The organism is Bradyrhizobium cytisi (assembly GCF_008123515.1).
Classification (GTDB): Bacteria; Pseudomonadota; Alphaproteobacteria; order Rhizobiales; family Xanthobacteraceae; genus Bradyrhizobium; species Bradyrhizobium cytisi.
On record NZ_VSSR01000075.1, the window covers coordinates 70,583 to 86,407 of the forward strand.

Annotated in this window: 15 protein-coding genes; 4 read left to right on the forward strand and 11 right to left on the reverse strand. The window is 65.6% G+C overall.

Translation table 11 applies throughout. The features are described from left to right. Positions 1–8: 8 nt before the first annotated feature. Positions 9–1,025 (reverse strand): hypothetical protein, encoded by a 1,017-nt coding sequence (locus FXB38_RS36370; protein ID WP_187435394.1) that lies wholly within the window; start codon positions 1,023–1,025, stop codon positions 9–11. A 282-nt stretch (positions 1,026–1,307) separates the two neighbouring features. Here FXB38_RS36370 and FXB38_RS36375 point away from each other — a divergent pair, with 282 nt between their 5' ends. Both FXB38_RS36375 and FXB38_RS36380 read left to right on the forward strand, forming a co-directional pair. Continuing rightward, positions 1,308–1,679, forward strand: coding sequence for a Crp/Fnr family transcriptional regulator (locus tag FXB38_RS36375; RefSeq protein ID WP_148755752.1), 372 nt, complete (start codon positions 1,308–1,310; stop codon positions 1,677–1,679). Continuing rightward, positions 1,676–2,488, forward strand: a complete 813-nt coding sequence (locus FXB38_RS36380; RefSeq protein ID WP_148755753.1) for an MBL fold metallo-hydrolase — start codon at positions 1,676–1,678, stop codon at positions 2,486–2,488. The genes FXB38_RS36375 and FXB38_RS36380 overlap by 4 nt, the downstream gene beginning before the upstream one ends. A gap of 104 nt (positions 2,489–2,592) precedes the next feature. Here the strand turns inward: FXB38_RS36380 and FXB38_RS36385 are convergent, their stop codons facing one another. From FXB38_RS36385 to FXB38_RS36415, 6 genes are all read right to left on the reverse strand, one after another. Beyond that, on the reverse strand, positions 2,593–3,090 hold the full coding sequence (locus FXB38_RS36385) for a TPM domain-containing protein (RefSeq protein ID WP_148755754.1): 498 nt from the start codon (positions 3,088–3,090) through the stop codon (positions 2,593–2,595). Between the two features lie 2 nt (positions 3,091–3,092). Then, positions 3,093–3,983, reverse strand: coding sequence for a TPM domain-containing protein (locus FXB38_RS36390; RefSeq protein WP_187435392.1), 891 nt, complete (start codon positions 3,981–3,983; stop codon positions 3,093–3,095). Positions 3,984–4,115: 132 nt separating this feature from the next. After that, complete coding sequence (locus FXB38_RS36400) at positions 4,116–4,724, reverse strand: LemA family protein (RefSeq protein ID WP_148755756.1); 609 nt, start codon at positions 4,722–4,724, stop codon at positions 4,116–4,118. Between the two features lie 107 nt (positions 4,725–4,831). Beyond that, positions 4,832–7,156: a xanthine dehydrogenase family protein molybdopterin-binding subunit gene (locus FXB38_RS36405; RefSeq protein WP_148755757.1), complete on the reverse strand. Its 2,325-nt coding sequence runs from the start codon at positions 7,154–7,156 to the stop codon at positions 4,832–4,834. A 116-nt stretch (positions 7,157–7,272) separates the two neighbouring features. Further along, positions 7,273–8,148 (reverse strand): dihydrodipicolinate synthase family protein, encoded by an 876-nt coding sequence (locus tag FXB38_RS36410; RefSeq protein ID WP_148755758.1) that lies wholly within the window; start codon positions 8,146–8,148, stop codon positions 7,273–7,275. Between the two features lie 57 nt (positions 8,149–8,205). Next, a complete protein-coding gene (locus FXB38_RS36415; RefSeq protein ID WP_148755759.1) occupies positions 8,206–9,171 on the reverse strand; it encodes a VOC family protein in 966 nt (321 codons plus the stop codon). Between the two features lie 180 nt (positions 9,172–9,351). Between FXB38_RS36415 and FXB38_RS36420 the strand changes: the two genes are divergently transcribed. Next, complete coding sequence (locus FXB38_RS36420; protein WP_148755760.1) at positions 9,352–10,218, forward strand: S1C family serine protease; 867 nt, start codon at positions 9,352–9,354, stop codon at positions 10,216–10,218. After that, a complete protein-coding gene (locus FXB38_RS36425) occupies positions 10,215–10,586 on the forward strand; it encodes a response regulator transcription factor (protein WP_148755761.1) in 372 nt (123 codons plus the stop codon). The genes FXB38_RS36420 and FXB38_RS36425 overlap by 4 nt, the downstream gene beginning before the upstream one ends. Here the strand turns inward: FXB38_RS36425 and FXB38_RS36430 are convergent. The 4 genes from FXB38_RS36430 to FXB38_RS36445 form a co-directional block, all read right to left on the reverse strand. Beyond that, positions 10,581–11,651: a sensor histidine kinase gene (locus FXB38_RS36430; RefSeq protein WP_148755762.1), complete on the reverse strand. Its 1,071-nt coding sequence runs from the start codon at positions 11,649–11,651 to the stop codon at positions 10,581–10,583. The genes FXB38_RS36425 and FXB38_RS36430 overlap by 6 nt on opposite strands. Continuing rightward, complete coding sequence (locus FXB38_RS36435; protein WP_148755763.1) at positions 11,638–12,330, reverse strand: response regulator transcription factor; 693 nt, start codon at positions 12,328–12,330, stop codon at positions 11,638–11,640. The genes FXB38_RS36430 and FXB38_RS36435 overlap by 14 nt, the downstream gene beginning before the upstream one ends. A gap of 97 nt (positions 12,331–12,427) precedes the next feature. Continuing rightward, positions 12,428–12,952 (reverse strand): hypothetical protein, encoded by a 525-nt coding sequence (locus FXB38_RS36440; protein WP_148755764.1) that lies wholly within the window; start codon positions 12,950–12,952, stop codon positions 12,428–12,430. 165 nt (positions 12,953–13,117) lie between these two features. Further along, complete coding sequence (locus tag FXB38_RS36445) at positions 13,118–15,454, reverse strand: Tex family protein (RefSeq protein ID WP_148755765.1); 2,337 nt, start codon at positions 15,452–15,454, stop codon at positions 13,118–13,120. Positions 15,455–15,825: the final 371 nt, after the last annotated feature.

The following is a 15,825-nucleotide window of genomic DNA, read 5'->3' on the forward strand; positions in this document are numbered from 1 at the left end:
TCGAACGCTTAGCGCCCGACGATCAGGCCCTTCGCGGTGACAACCACCCATCGGCCATCCTGGCGGCGGATCGCATCGACGCGGCCGATGCCGGGAATGGGATCGCCGGCATAGACCTCGTACAGGCCACCCCGGCCCTCGATCAGCGCGCCGCCATTGGCGACGTCGCGGAGCCTCCAGCCGTCAATCGTCGGCAGGCGACCGACCTCGGTCTTCGGCGCGGCGGGCGCGGGCGCCGGGGCAGCAGCGGCCGTCGCGACCTGGGTCGGAGCCGGCGCGATCGAGCCGGTGGTCTCCTTCGCCGGCGCCGCGGCTACGGCCTGCGCGGGGGCGGCCGGCGGCGTAGTGCGGAGCTTGTCGACGGTCTCGGACAGCTTTGCGAGCTTGGCCATCGGTTCGGCCTGTGCCTTCTCGAGCTTATCGAGGCGATCGTTGGCCCGATTGAATTGGCTGACGCCGGTCTTCGAATTGTGCTCGACATTGGCCTTCAGCGCGACGATGTCGGCATCGATCCGCGAGACCGACGCATCCAGCGCGCTGGTGTCGGCGACCTGCGCCGGCGCCGGGCTGGCGAAATGCATCATGCCGGCGGTCGCGAGCGCGCCGCTGACGGCGCCGACGCAGGCCGCGATCGCCACCACCGCGGCCATCGCCGACAGGCGGCGCTTGTTGCCGGTGTCCCGCACCTCGTCGGCCTTCACATGCGGGGCAAACTCTTCGCGGTCCCAGGACCGTTCCGAGGGCGCCATGACGATCAGCTTGCCGTGTTTAGGTTCGGGCTTGGTTTCAGCCTTAACGTCAGTCTCAACGTCAGTCTCAACGTCCGTCTTGGTTTCGAATTCCGGGACCTCGATCCTTGAAGCGTCGATCTTTGGCGGCTCGACCTTCGGAATGTCCGGCTTGGGCGGCGTCTCATGGTCTGGGGCGATCGAGGGGGCCTCGATGCCGGCGGCAGCCTCGACGGCCTGCGGCGCAGCGGCGTCGCCAGTCCGGTCACCCGTCTCTTGGCCGGCCAGTTCGGGCATTGATTCGCTCACGGCTCAAATACTCCAGTCCAGGTTGACTTTTTGGTAACTTTCATTGCTTGCGAATTCCTTACCTCGCGACCCGCTTACCGAAATTTTAGGAACTCGTCGGAGGCCGAATTGGGTCGGGAAAGTGGAACCGGCGTGGCGGCGTACAACAAATTGTCAGCCCATGTTGCCCTGCGGCAGACCCGCGGGGCTTAGCCGAAGGGGTTGTTTGCCCGTCACTGTTCCCCGGCTAACATAGGCCGTCCCGTCAGCCAGAAGGCGTTTGGGGGTGCCATGACGATCGAGAAATGCATCAACGTGTTTGGTGTCGATGACGTCATCTTCGAGGAGGGCTCGACCGGTCGCGAGCTGTTCGTCGTGCTCGACGGCGAGGTCGAGATCGCCAAGGTCGACGGCGCGCGCAAGACCAGCATCATCAAGCTCGGCAAGGGCGAGTTCTTCGGCGAGATGGCCGTGATCGACGGCTCAGCGCGCTCGGCAACCGCGATTGCTTCCGCTCCGAACACGAAGGTGATGCGGATCAACCACGCCCGCTTCGTCTATCTCGGCAGCCAGCAGCCGGCGTTCGCGCTGATGGTGATGGACGCGCTGTCGAAACGACTGCGCGCCTCCAACGCGGTCACCTACCGGGCAGCGCAATCATGAGCGAGCGAAAGCCGACCGCATTCCCGATCCTGATGAAGAACGACATCTGCTCGCTGATCCAGGCGACGGACGACGTCTACCAGATCCGCTTCTCCAACCGCGCCGCCAATGCCTATCTCGTGCGCGGCTCGGCGCGCACCATCCTGATCGATGTCGGGTTGTCCTCGAACTATCCGGCGATGGTCGAGTGCCTGAACTTCGCCGGCTGCCCGCCAGAGAAGATCGACATGGTGGTGCTGAGCCACGAACATCTCGACCATATCGGCGCCGCCTGGCACTTCAACGAGCGCCGCACCTATGTCGCCGCCCATCGGCTTGCCGCCAACAAGATCATGCTGCGCGACGACTTTTCCATGCTGCGCAAGATGTTCAACGAGCCGAACGTCCCAATCAACATCGACATCTGGCTCGAGGAAGGCAATCTGATCGACCTCGGCAATTTCCGCCTCAACGTGATGTACACGCCGGGCCATACCTCGGCCTGCATCACGCTGTTCGACCAGGACAAGGGCTTGCTGTTCGCCGCAGACACCCTGATGCCCGGCGGCGTAATGGGCGGCGTGTTCGGCTCCGGCAGCATCTCCGACTACATCCAGTCGCTGGAGCGCATCAAGGGGCTGAACACGAAGATCCTGCTGTCAGGGCACGGACGGCTGTCGGACACGCCGCAGGACGACGTGCGTATTGCCATTGCGCGCTCGCACGGCCTGCTGGAGGACACAGCGCAATTGTTCGACGCGCTGGATGCGCGCTCGAACTTCGAGCCGATCATGCAGTCGGTGCGGGATTTGAACAAGCTGGATGATTGATTCGTCATTGCGAGCGCAACGAAGCAATCCAGAATCCCGCCGCAGTGACAGTCTGGATTGCTTCGCTGCGCTCGCAATGACGCAGTGTGGGTTATCAGCCCGGCTCACATCACCACCGGCTTATCCGGCAGCTCGTTCGGATGCGGGCCACCCGGCGGATAGTACTTGGCCAGCTCCTTCGACACCGCAGCAATGCCGTCAATCACGCCGCGCTCGAACTGGCCCGCGCCGAACTCGGCCTCCATCGCGCGGCAGATCGTCTCCCAGCCCTCGCTGCCGACCTTCGCGTCGATGCCGCGATCGGCGATGATCTCGACATCGCGGTCGGCGAGCAGCAGGTAGATCAGCACGCCGTTATTATGCGCGGTGTCCCAGATCCGCAAATGCGAGAACACGTCGAGCGCGCGCTCGCGGGCATGCTGATTGCGAAACAGCGGACGGCCGTCGAGCGCGCCTTCGGCGACGAAGCGGACCTGGCCGGAATGCGTCGCCTCGCTTCGCTTGATGGCCTGCTCGATGCGGTCGAGCACGCCTTGCGGAAACACCTGCCTCGCACGCCAATGATGCTGCACGAGATGCCTGACGATGCGCCCAATGCTCATGCCTACCAGCTCCCCGAGGCGCCGCCGCCACCAAAGCTGCCGCCGCCGCCACTGAAGCTGCCATTGTCACTGGACGATGACCCGCTGCTCCAGCTGCTTCCCGACGAGGAACCGCTCGACCACGAGCCGCCGCGCGACGACCCCGTCGATGCCGGAAACAGATCGGCGATGAAGGACAGCACGAACCCGATGATCCCGGCGAGCAAGGCTACCCCTGCGGATCCGATGATGAGCAACGCCAGGATGGCGATCACGCTGCCGGTTGCGACCGAACCCAGCAATCGCCCCAGCAGCGCGCGCAGGAAACCGCCGACGACGAGCGAGGCAAACAGGACGACCGGGGCGAGCGGCCCGATCTCGTCCAGATTGGCAAAATTCACGCTGCGTGAGGGAACCGGCAGTGGCTCGCCGTTGACGACGCGCATCATCCGCTCGACGCCGGCCGAGATGCCGCCGGCGAAATCACCGTCCCTGAATTTTGGCGTGATGACCTCGTCAATGATCCGCCGCGACGTCACGTCGGTGAGCGCGCCTTCGAGGCCGTAGCCAACCTCGATGCGCAGATGCCGGTCGTTCTTCGCGACCACGAGGATCGCGCCGTCGTCGACCTTCTTGCGGCCGATCTTCCAGGCCTCCGCAACGCGGATGGAGAATTGCTCGATCGTCTCCGGGTCCGTGGTCGGCACGATCAGCACTGCGAGCTGGCTGCCCTTCCGCGTTTCGAAGTCGCTGAGCTTCTGCGACAGAACGGCAATGTCACTGCTCGACAACGTGCCGGTCCGGTCGACCACGCGACCGGTGAGCTGCGGCACGGCGACGTCGGCTGACGCGGAGAACGCCCAGCCAAGGACGAGCGCGAACACGACCATCGCTCGCCACAACGTAGCTGTCATCGCCCGGCTCGACCGGGCGATCCAGTATTCCAGGGACGCCAGCGGGATACGGAGAGGCCGCGGCGTACTGGATTCCCCGCCTTCGCGGGGAATGACAGTGGTGGGCGGAGCGCGCATCGGGAGCGGACGCGCTTACTTCGACGGCGCGGGGGCAGGATTGAAATCGACTTTCGGCGCGGTCGAGATCTCCTTCTCGTTGTCGACCGAGAAATTCGGCTTCTCCTTGTAGCCGAACATCATCGCGGTGAGGTTGTTCGGGAACGATCGGACGGTGACGTTATACTCCTGCACCGACTTGATGTAGCGGTTGCGCGCGACCGTGATGCGGTTCTCGGTGCCTTCGAGCTGGGACATCAGGTCCTTGAACAGGGCGTCCGATTTGAGCTGCGGATAATTTTCCGTGACTACAAGAAGCCGCAACAACGCGCTGGAGAGCTCGCCTTGGGCGGCCTGGAACTTCTGGAAAGCGGAGGGATCGTTGAGCACCTCCGGCGTCGCCTGGATGCTGCCGACCTTGGCGCGGGCATTGGTGACCCCGAGCAGCACGTCCTTCTCCTGCTGCGCAAAGCCCTTCACCGAGTTGACGAGATTGGGCACGAGATCGGCGCGGCGCTGATACTGGTTCACCACCTCGGACCAGTTGGCCTTGATCTGCTCGTCCTCGCTCTGGATCGCGTTGTAGCCGCAATTGGTGAGGCTGAGCGAGGCCAGCGCTGCCAGCACGGTCAGGATCTTGCGCATCAAAATTTCTCCCGGTGGAATCGGGTGCAAATTACCAGATTTTGGCGCTACACACTCAACTGTCGTCCCGGACAAGCGCAAGCGCAGATCCGGGACGACGAGGAGAGTTAGCCGCCCACCTTCGCGTCCTTGATCGCCTTCCAGATCTTCTGCGGCGTCAGCGGGGTGTTGAGCTGGGTGATGCCGAGCTCGGCCAATGCATCCATCACGCCGTTGGTGACGCAAGGCGGGCCGCCGATGGCGCCGGATTCGCCGCAGCCCTTGGCGCCGAGCGGATTGGTGCGGCAGGGCGCGGAATCGTCGAGCGTCACCACGATCGGCGGGACGTCATCGGCGCGCGGGATGCAATAGTCCTGATAGCTCGCGGTCAGGAGCTGGCCGTCGGCATCATACGACACGCCCTCATACAGCGCCTGGCCGATGCCCTGCGCGACGCCGCCATGGATCTGCCCCGTCACCAGCATCGGGTTCACGGCCACACCGACGTCGTCGACGGTGGTGTAGCGCACGACCTTGGACACGCCGGTGTCCGGATCGATCTCGACCTCACAGATGTGGGTACCGTTGGGCCAGCTGGGACCGTCGACCTCGCCCTCGGAATCGACGCTGAGCTTTGCGCTACTCTCCTTCTCGGCGATGTCAAACAGGCTGATGCGACGGTCTGTGCCGACCACGGTGAGCATGCCGCCCTGGTACTCGATATCCTCGACCGAGGTCTCCAGCATGTTCGCCGCCTTCTCGCGCGCCTTCTGGATCAGATCGTTGGAGGACACCGCCACGGCCGTGCCGCCGACGAACAGCGAGCGCGAGCCGACGCTGCCAAAGCCCATCGCGAGATCCGTGTCTCCCTGGATGACGTCGATCTTGTCCATGGGGATGCCGAGCGTGTCGGAGATCATCTGGGTGTAGGTGGTCTGCAGCCCCTGCCCCATCGCCATGGTGCCGGAATGCAGCACGACCCGGCCTTGCGACGTCGCATGCAGGCTGACCTTCTCGGTATGAGCGCGGCCGCCGGTCCATTCGATGTAGGAGGTGAGACCGCGGCCGTAGAGCAGGCCCTTCTTCTTCGCCGCCTTCTTGCGCGCGGCAAAGCCGTCCCAGTCGGCGAGTTTTACCGCGCGATCGAGCATGTGGGCGAAGGCGCCGGAATCGTACACCTGACCGGCGGCGTTGGTGTAGGGCAGCTGCGCCGGCTTGATGTAGTTCGCTTTGCGGATCGCGCGCGGATCCATGCCGATTTTTCGCGCGGCAGCGTCGAACAGGCGCTCGACGATAAAGACGGCTTCCGGACGACCGGCACCACGATAGGCACCGACCGGCGCGGTGTGGGTCATCACCGATTTGACCTCGAAATGCACTAGCGGCAGGTCGTAGACGCCGGTCTGCACGAATGGCCCGAGCACCAGCGGGATGATGTTGGCCGCGCCCGAGGAATACGCGCCGGTGCAGCCGATCGAGGTGACGCGATAGGCCAGCACCTTGCCTTTCTCGTCGAGCGCGAAGGACGCCGTCGAGGTGAGATCGCGGCCGTGGGTGCCGCCGACGAATTCGTCGGTGCGGTCACCGCGCCAGCGGATCTTCCGGTTCAGCTTGGTCGCGACATAGGCGACAATGCCGTCTTCCGGATAGAGGTTGGTCTTCTGGCCAAAGCCGCCGCCGATGTCGCCGACCAGCACGCGCACGCTGTCCTTGGGGCGCTTGAGCACGGCTTCGGCCAGCACATCGCGGGTCGAGGCCGGGGTCTGCGACTGCACGTGCAGGAGGAGGCGGCCGGTCTTCTGGTCGATCTCGGCAATGGTCGAGCGCGGCTCCATCGCCGACGGCACGAGGCGCTGGCTGACGAGATCGAGCTCGACTGTGTGCGCGGCCTTGGCGAAGGCCTCATCCACCTTGGCGGCATCGCCATAGCTCATCGCACCGACGATGTTATCAGGGGCGTCCGGCCACACCACGGGCGCGCCGGGTTTCACGGCCGCGACGGGATCGACTACGGCGGGCTGCACGTCGTATTCGATCACGATCGCTTCGGCCCCGCTCTGGGCCTCCGCACGTGACGAAGCCACCACGGCCGCCACCGCCTCGCCGGTGTAACGCACGACCTCATGGGCGAGCAGCCGCCGCGGCGGCACCGTCATCGGCTTGCCGTCGGGGCGCTTGAAGATGCTCAGGGTCGGGATGGTGCCGACATCGTCCTTGATCAGGTCAGTGCCGGTGTAGATCGCGGTGACGCCAGGCATCGATGCCGCAGCGCTGGTGTCGATCGAGACGATCTTGGCGTGCGCATGCGGTGACCGCAGCAGGTGCAACCACAGCGCGCCGTCCTCCGGCTTGTCGTCGATGAATTGCCCCTTCCCGGTGAGCAGCCGCTGATCTTCCAAACGCTTGACGGGCTGGCCCGCTCCGAAACGCAAATTGCCGGGAAGAATGTTCATTCCGCTGGATCCTCGGGGTCTCTTGAAATTCGGGCTGCCTTTTAGCGGAACGAGCCATGCGAGACCAGCCGCGCTTTTGGGCGGCGGGACCATGGATTCGTCATGCCCGGAGGGGCCTACGCCAGCTCTCTGAGAGCCGCTTCCACGACCTTGCGCGCGTCGGCGGTCAGCGGGGCCTGCGGCGGGACCGGATCGCCCACGTCATAGCCCTGGATCGCGAGCCCGGCCTTGATGCAGGCGGCGAGGTTGAAGCGGGCGAAGGCCTCGTTGATGCGCCACAGCCTGCGCTGGAGCGCCATGGCCTCGTCCCAGCGGCCGGCCTGGCAGAGGTCGTAGAGCGCGACGCTGTGGCGCGGGATGATGCAGGCCGGTCCCGCCATCCAGCCGAGGCCGCCGATCAGCATCACCGCAGCCGGGATGTGGGCGGAGGCCGAGAACACGCGCAAGCGATCGCCGCAGCGGTTCATGATCGAGAGCAGCCGCCCGGTGTTGGTCGAAGCATCCTTGATGTAGCCGATGCGCGGATGCTCAGCGAGGCGCGCGATGATGTCGAGGGTCAGGTCCGAGCGCTGGAATTGCGGATTGGTGTAGATGACGACCGGAATATTCACGGCGTCCGCGATGCTGCGGAAATAGGACTCGACCTGGGCATCGGCGAGCGGGAAGTAGGCCTCGAGGATCGCCAGAATGCCGCTGGCACCGAGCCTCTCATAGGCCTGCGCCTGTGCCACCGCATCGGCCGTCGAGGTCGACGCGACGCCAGCAACCACAGGCACGCGACCCTTCGCAGCCTCGATCGTGGTCTGCACCACCGCCATGCGCTGCGCGGCGCTGAGATAGGCGAACTCACCGGTCGAGCCGAGCGGCGTCAGCCCGTGCACGCCGGCGCCGATCAAATCGTCGCAGAGCTTTGCGAGCACGTTGGTGCGCACCTCGCCGTTGGCATCGACGGGCGAGACGAGATAGGGAAAGACGCCGCGAAAGTCGGTCATGTCAGGGTGACCCCCGGAAAGCTGGGTGACGGGTATTAGCAATGCCCGCGCCGGCGATCAAACCTTGAGCAGCCGCACCCGCGTGCCCCAGGGATCGATCGCCTCCACGCCATCCGCCAGCGCCGTGACCCGCGCGCCGGCCTCGCGCAGGCGCTCTTCCTGCGCGGCGAGCAAATCCTGCTTCTCCGTCACCAGCGAAAACCAGACGAGCCCCGTCGTGGCGTCGTCGCGTTGGCCGGCGCCTTGGCTCTGCCAGACATTCATGCCGAGATGATGGTGATAGTGGCCCGATGAGAGGAACGCGGCACCGCCACGGCGGCGGGTCGGATCGAGGCCAATCGTGCCATGATAGAAGCGCTCGGCCTGTGCGAGATCGCCGACGCGCAGATGCATGTGGCCGACGCGGAGGCCGTCCGGCGCCTTGGCATAATCGGCAACGCGTGTATTCGTCAGCGACAGCAGGTCGGGGATGTTGAGCTCGTCGGCCGCCATCTTCACGCTGCCCTCGCTCCACTGCCATTGCGAGGGATCACGGTCGGCATAGACCTCGATGCCATTGCCTTCGGGATCGTCGAGATAGACGGACTCGCTGACGAGATGATCGGCAAAACCCGACAGCTTCACGCGATGCGAGGCGGCGTGCACCAGCCAGCGCGCCAGGTCCTTGCGCGTCGGCATCAGGAACGCAGTGTGATAGAGGCCGGCGGCGTTGCGCGGCTCGATCGCGGCGTCGGGATGGGCTTCCAGCACCAGCAGCGTGATGCCGGCCGTGCCGAGTGTTGCGACGTTGGCGGAACGCGCCATCACGGTGAGGCCGATGACGTCGCGGTAGTAGTCGGCAACCTTGTCGAGATTCTTCACCCGCAGCGTCACCATGCCGACCCGCATCGGCGTGCGGCTGGCATAGGTCGGCCCGACGCCTTGCGGATTGCCTTCGGCGCGCGCGGCTGCCGCTGCAGCCATAACGAGCGAGGCTGCTCCGGCGAGTTGAAGCAGGGTGCGGCGGGTGAGGTCGATGGTCATCGGTCAAGGCTCGCTGGAAACGTTTAAGGCCGTACGGCGCAACTCTCTGAGTGCTACACGTTCCCGTGAGCGGCTCCCAATCACATGTTCGTCGGCCGCCGCCTGGGAGGACTGGCCAACCGGCCAGTTTCGCCAGGGGCCGCGACATCCCAGATTGTGGACAGCTTACAGGAGCCTTCCATGACCGACTTACCCCCCCTCACCTCCCTGTCATCCGCGCTCGCGGATGTCGTGGCGCACATCGCGCCGTCCGTCGTCTCCGTGCATTCGTATCGCTCCCGCTCAACCGGCTTCGTCTGGAAGCCCGGCCTGATCGTGACCGCCGACGAGGCACTGGCCGATGAGGGCGACGTCCAGATCGTTCTTCCCGATGGCAGCACGACGGCCGCCACGATCGTCGGCCGCGACCACACCACCGATATCGCGCTGCTGCGCGCTGATACCGGCATCGCCCCGGTCAAGCTGGCCACGATGGTCCCTGCCCTCGGCAGGCTGTCGGTCGTGGTCGCCACCAATCGGGATGCGCCGAGCGCAGCGCTCGGAATGGTGTCGGTTTCAGGCAAGAGCTGGCGCTCCTTGCGCGGCGGCGAGATCGATGCGCGGATCGAGCTCGATGTCCGCCTGCGTCCCAGCCAGGAAGGCGGCCTTGCCCTTGACGCATCCGGCGAGGCCTTCGGCATGACTGTGCTCGGACCACGGCGGGTGCTGGTGATCCCGACGGCCACGATCGAGCGCGTCGCGGCGCAGCTCGAGACGCGCGGCCGCATCGCGCGCGGATATCTCGGGCTCGGGCTGCAGCCGCTGCGGCTCGACGACGGCATCGGCGCGATGGTGATGAATGTCGACAAGGCCGGTCCGGCGGCCGCGGCCGGCATCCGCCAGGGCGACGTGATCGTGGCGGTCAACGACCAGAAGCTCTCCGGCGTGCGCGCGCTGTTGCGAACATTGGGACCCGCGAGCGTCGGCCAGGTGGTCGATGTCGCAGTCCGCCGCGGCGGCGAGCCTGTGAGCTTCAAGGTCACGATTGGCGAGAGGCCGGAGGCGTGAGCGAGGACAACGCACCCGAGATCGTGCTGTCCCTCGAGATCGACGATCCTGCGCTGGCCGACCGCCTCGCGACGCTGCTCGGCAGTGTCGCGGGGCTTCGCCTTGCCGCCCCCGGCGAGACCGCCACGGCGAGCGTCGTCGCGCGCGATCCGCGCGTCATGCCGGAAGATATTGCGCTGACGCAGCGCGAGCTCGACGTGCTGGCATTGATGGCGGAAGGTGCCTCCAACAAGATGATCGCGCGGCAGCTCAACATCTCCGTGCATACCGTGAAATTCCACGTCGGCTCGCTGCTCGACAAGCTGGATGCCACCGGCCGCACCGATGCTGTCGCGCATGCGGCGCGCCGCGGCGTGATCGAGCTATAGCGCGATCGGGAAGCTGAGCTGGACGGTCAGGCCCGGCGCGTTGTCATACAGCGCGATCTCGGCGCCGTGGAGCCGCGACACCGCCGCGACCAGGCTCAGGCCCAGGCCGTTGCCCGGCGTATAGCGGCTCTGCTCGAGCCGGTAGAAGCGCTTGAATACGTGATCGTGCTGGTCGGCGGCAATGCCCGGACCATCATCGGCGATGGCGATCGTCGCACTGTTGCCGGCATTGCGGCAGGTCACCGTGACCTTTCCGCCCGGGCGGCCATGCTTAATCGCGTTGTCGACGAGATTGGCGATGGCATCGAACAACAGGTCGCGATCGCCTGTTACGGCGACCTCGCGGTCACCGCCGAGACTAAGGCGCGTCGCGACCTGCTCAGCGGCGGCGTCGTAGAGCTCGACGACCTCGCCGGCAATCTCGGCGAGGTCGAGCGCGCGAAATGCGCGCCTGCGGGCGCGGGTCTCGATCTCCGAGATCCGCGTGATCGAGGCGAACATGCCAAGCACGGAATCGAGGTCGGCGATGGTGTCGCCGATCAGCGCGGCATCGGCCTCACTGCTGCGCTCGTGGTGATAGGCCTTTTCCAGCCGGCCCCGCATGCGCGTCAGCGGCGTGCGCAGATCGTGGGCGACGTTGTCGCTGACCTGCTTGACCTCCCCCATCAGCGTCTCGATACGATCGAGCATCTGGTTGAGGTTTTCGGCGACACGGTCCCACTCGTCGTGGCTGCCGCGCAGGGGAATGCGGCGATCGAGGCCGGACAGCATGATGGCGCGGCTGGTGGCATTGATCTCCTCGATCCGCCCGACCGTGCGCCGCGTCACCAGCACGGCGGCGAGCCCGGCCAGCACCACGAGCAGCACGGCGACCGCGACCATCGCGAGCTCGAGCATCGCGATGAAGCCGCTGTCGTCGCCGACATCGCCGACCCGGCTCCGCACATAGGCGAGCGTGCCGAAATAGACATACGCCATGATCGCCGCGACGATCAGGCCGAAGATCGCGATCGCGATCAGCGCGAGGCGGAAGGTCGAGGAACGAAGCGTGTTAGCCAGGAGCACGGAGGCAATATCCGATGCCGCGGATGGTGTGGATCAATGGATAGGCCTGGGCATCGTCGACCTTGCGGCGGACGCGTCCGACATAGACGTCGATGATGTTGGTGGAGGGATCGAAATGCAGATCCCAGACATGCTGGAGCAGCATCGCGCGGGAGACGACGCGGCCCTCGTTACGAACGAGATATTCGAGCAGCTGGAACTCACGCGGCAGCAGCGGAATCTTGCGGCCGCGGCGGCTGGCGTTGCGCGCGATCAGATCGACCGCGAGATCGCCGACGCGCAAGATGGTTTCCTTGGCGATGGTCTCGCTGCGGCGACCAAGCGCCTCGAGCCGCGCGAGCAGCTCGACGAAGGAGAACGGCTTGACGAGATAATCGTCGCCGCCGGCGCGCAGGCCGCGCACGCGGTCGTCGACCTCGCCGAGCGCGGAGATGATCAGGAACGGCGCGGCAACGCCATCGTCACGCATTTGCCGCATCACGGCAATGCCGTCGATGTCGGGCAGCATGCGGTCGATCGTGATCACGGCATAGTCGCGCGCGACACCGTGGCTGAGGGCTTCACGGCCCGTCGCGGCGAGATCGACATCGTAGCCGGACGTTGTCAGCTCCTCGACGAGCTGGCCTGCGGTTTCCGGATCGTCCTCGACGACCAGGATGCGGCGGTGGCCTCCGGTCATGACAAACTCCGCGCGACGATCGCCACCAGACTATCCCGTTCCGGGGCTGAGCGGAACCGCCCGGTGGCGATCGCGACAATGGTGCGGTACGGCGATGCTAGTACCAACTATCCCCGCACACATTGACCCATTGCCACCCATACGGCGTCAAGCTCCTGCGCCAGCAGCCATCGTCGTAATAGTTGGCGTAGTAGGGCGCGCCGAAGACGGCGAAACGGCGAAAATGGTGATGGCGGAAGAAGAAGGCGTGACGGCCGATGAAAGGCCTGCCGTGCCAGCCGGCGCCAGCGAAACGCGGTCCGATCGCCGCATGCGCGAAGCGCGCGCCGCCGAAGGCCGGTCCGCCAAAGCCCGGTCCACCGACATGGGCGAAGTGCGCACCGCCGCCCATGCCGCCGACATGCATGCCGCCGAAGCCGCCTGCGTGCATGCCGCCGCCACCGAAGCCACCGCCGTGCATCCCGCCGCTGAAGCCGCCGCCAGCACGTCCGCCGCCGCCGAAGCCACCACCCCCATGGCCGCCGCCCCCGCCTCCGCCACCGCGAGCGAGAACGGGCGAAGCGACCGCCATCGTCGCAGCCATAGCCGCCGCGACGATGCCAGTGAGAAGCCTGTTGTTCATCTGACTATCCTCCTTGTCGCGGCGACAGTCTCGCCGCTCCAGGGATCAGATGAGGAAAATGCGCCCTCACCTTCAACTTACAAATGCGCCAGATTCTGACGCGGAAGTTAGGGAAGCGAAGCTCTCTCACTCCCTCTCCCCGTCCTTACGGGCAGAGGTAAGGACTCACGCCCGCTTGCCGCCGTTCTTCTCCGCCGCACGACGCATCGCCTCGGCGAGGGCGCCGCCGCCACCGGAAGAGTCCTGGTTGCGCGGCGCCGACGAGGTCATGCGAGCGCTGTTGCGTGTGTTGTCGCGCTGCATGCCGGGGGCGTCCTTCTTGGCGCCGACCTCGTCGTCGAGGCGCAGGGTCAGCGAAATACGCTTGCGGGCGACCTCGAAGTCCAGCACCTTCACCTTGACGATGTCGCCGGGCTTCACCACCTCGCGCGGATCCTTGATGAAGGTTTTCGACATCGCCGAGATGTGCACGAGGCCATCCTGGTGCACGCCGATATCGACGAAGGCGCCGAAGGCGGCGACGTTGGTCACGGTGCCCTCGAGGATCATGCCCTTCTGGAGATGCTTGATCTCCTCGACGCCCTCCTTGAACACCGCGGCCTTGAACGCCGGACGAGGGTCGCGGCCGGGCTTTTCCAGCTCGCGCAAAATGTCGGTGACGGTCGGTAGACCAAAGGTCTCATCGACGAAATCCTTCGGCTTGAGCGTACGAACGACCTCGCTGCTGCCGATCAGCGCCTTGATGTTGCTCTTGGCCGCTGCGAGAATCCGGCGCACCACCGGATAGGCTTCCGGATGCACGCCGGAGGCATCGAGCGGATCCTCGCCGCCAAGGATGCGCAGGAAGCCGGCGCACTGCTCGAACGCCTTGGGGCCGAGCCGCGGCACGTCCTTCAGCGCCTTGCGCGACTTGAACGGGCCGTTGGCGTCACGGTGCGCCACGATGCTCTGCGCCAAGCCGGAGCCCACGCCCGACACGCGGGCGAGCAACGGTGCCGAAGCGGTGTTGACGTCGACGCCGACCGCGTTCACGCAGTCTTCGACCACCGCATCGAGCGATTTTGCAAGCTTGGCCTGGCCGAGATCGTGCTGATACTGGCCAACGCCGATCGCCTTGGGCTCGATCTTGACGAGCTCGGCAAGCGGATCCTGGAGACGGCGGGCGATCGAGACCGCACCACGCAGGGTGACGTCGAGATCCGGCAATTCCTCCGAGGCGAAAGCCGAAGCCGAATAGACCGACGCGCCGGCTTCCGACACCACGATCTTGGACATCTTCAGCTCGGCGAGGCCCTTGACGAGATCGCCCGCGAGCTTGTCGGTCTCGCGCGAGGCGGTGCCGTTGCCGATCGCGATCAGTTCGACGCGGTGCTTGATCGCAAGCTTGCCGAGGGTCGCGAGCGATTCGTTCCACTGCCGCTGCGGTTCATGCGGATAAATCACGGCGGTATCGACCACCTTGCCGGTCGCATCGGTCACGGCGACCTTGACGCCGGTGCGGTAGCCGGGATCGAGCCCCATGGTGGCGCGGGTGCCGGCGGGCGCGGCCAGCAGGAGGTCGCGCAGGTTCGAGGCGAACACGCGCACGGCTTCGGTCTCGGCTGCATTCCATAACCGCATGCGCAGGTCGATATTGAGATGTACCTGGATCTTGGTGCGCCAGGCCCAGCGCACGGTGTCGATCAGCCAGCGGTCGCCGGTGCGCTTGAGGTCGGCGATGCCGAACCGCTTCATGATCTTCAGTTCATAGGCACCTGGCACGCCGGCTGGCGGCACTTCCGCTTCGGCCTGGATCTGGAGATCGAGGATCTCTTCCTTCTCGCCGCGGAACATCGCGAGGATACGGTGCGAGGGCAGCTTGGTCAGCGGCTCGGAGAAATCAAAATAGTCGGCGAATTTTTCGCCCTCGGTCTTCTTGCCGTCGCGCACCTTGGAGGCCATGCGCGCGTTGGTCCACATCTCCTCACGCAACACGCCGATCAGGTCGGCGTCTTCGTCAAAACGTTCGACCAGGATGGCGCGGGCGCCGTCGAGCGCGGCCACGGCATCCGCGACGCCCTTCTCGGCGTTGATGAAGCCTTCGGCGGCGACCTTGGGATCGTTGCCGGGCTCAGACATCAGCTGGTTGGCAAGCGGCTCGAGGCCGGCCTCCCTGGCGATCTCGGCCTTGGTGCGGCGCTTCGGCTTGAACGGCAGATAGATGTCTTCGAGGCGCGCCTTGCTGTCGGCGGCGAGAATGGAGGCTTCTAGCGCGGCATCGAGCTTGCCCTGCTCGCGGACTGATTCGAGGATCGCCTTGCGGCGGTCTTCGAGCTCGCGCAGGTAGCCCAGGCGCTCCTCCAGGGTGCGCAATTGCGCGTCGTCGAGCGCACCGGTCGCTTCCTTGCGGTAGCGCGCGATGAAGGGAACCGTGGCGCCGCCATCGAGCAGCGTCACCGTCGCCTCGACCTGCTCCGCCCGTACCCCAAGCTCCTGCGCAATTTTCTGGTTGATATTTGCCACGCGAGAATCCCTCTATATCCAAGCACGCGACGCAAACCGAAATCCGGCCGCGGGACGCCGCTTATGGACCAACCGAGGTTGATTCATCAAGGTGCGGTGCGCAACCGTCGACAGAGGATTTTTTGTTGAGCCGATGCGATCTCCCACAATCGTGGGGATGTCGCGGCCTTGGTCACCATTGTTTGTGTCCCGGACGCGCTGCAACGCTCTTGCGTTGCTGCGCAGAGCCGGGACCCAGAAGGCGGCACGGTCCGCGGAGAGATGGGCCCCGGCTCTGCAGCGCACCGCCGAAGAGGCGTTGCGCTGCGTCCGGGGCACGAGAACGGACTATGGCGCACGCTGTCTCCACAATCGTCATTGCGAGCGCAGCG

Excerpts from the sequence above, each read along its gene's own strand:
- FXB38_RS36385 (WP_148755754.1), bottom strand. The coding sequence starts at position 3,090 with ATGAGCATTGGGCGCATCGTCAGGCATCTCGTGCAGCATCATTGGCGT.
- FXB38_RS36380 (WP_148755753.1), top strand. The coding sequence starts at position 1,676 with ATGAGCGAGCGAAAGCCGACCGCATTCCCGATCCTGATGAAGAACGAC.
- FXB38_RS36420 (WP_148755760.1), top strand. The coding sequence starts at position 9,352 with ATGACCGACTTACCCCCCCTCACCTCCCTGTCATCCGCGCTCGCGGAT.
- FXB38_RS36390 (WP_187435392.1), bottom strand. The coding sequence starts at position 3,983 with ATGACAGCTACGTTGTGGCGAGCGATGGTCGTGTTCGCGCTCGTCCTT.
- FXB38_RS36400 (WP_148755756.1), bottom strand. The coding sequence starts at position 4,724 with ATGCGCAAGATCCTGACCGTGCTGGCAGCGCTGGCCTCGCTCAGCCTC.
- FXB38_RS36375 (WP_148755752.1), top strand. The coding sequence starts at position 1,308 with ATGACGATCGAGAAATGCATCAACGTGTTTGGTGTCGATGACGTCATC.
- FXB38_RS36440 (WP_148755764.1), bottom strand. The coding sequence starts at position 12,952 with ATGAACAACAGGCTTCTCACTGGCATCGTCGCGGCGGCTATGGCTGCG.
- FXB38_RS36370 (WP_187435394.1), bottom strand. The coding sequence starts at position 1,025 with ATGCCCGAACTGGCCGGCCAAGAGACGGGTGACCGGACTGGCGACGCC.
- FXB38_RS36415 (WP_148755759.1), bottom strand. The coding sequence starts at position 9,171 with ATGACCATCGACCTCACCCGCCGCACCCTGCTTCAACTCGCCGGAGCA.
- FXB38_RS36405 (WP_148755757.1), bottom strand. The coding sequence starts at position 7,156 with ATGAACATTCTTCCCGGCAATTTGCGTTTCGGAGCGGGCCAGCCCGTC.
- FXB38_RS36410 (WP_148755758.1), bottom strand. The coding sequence starts at position 8,148 with ATGACCGACTTTCGCGGCGTCTTTCCCTATCTCGTCTCGCCCGTCGAT.
- FXB38_RS36435 (WP_148755763.1), bottom strand. The coding sequence starts at position 12,330 with ATGACCGGAGGCCACCGCCGCATCCTGGTCGTCGAGGACGATCCGGAA.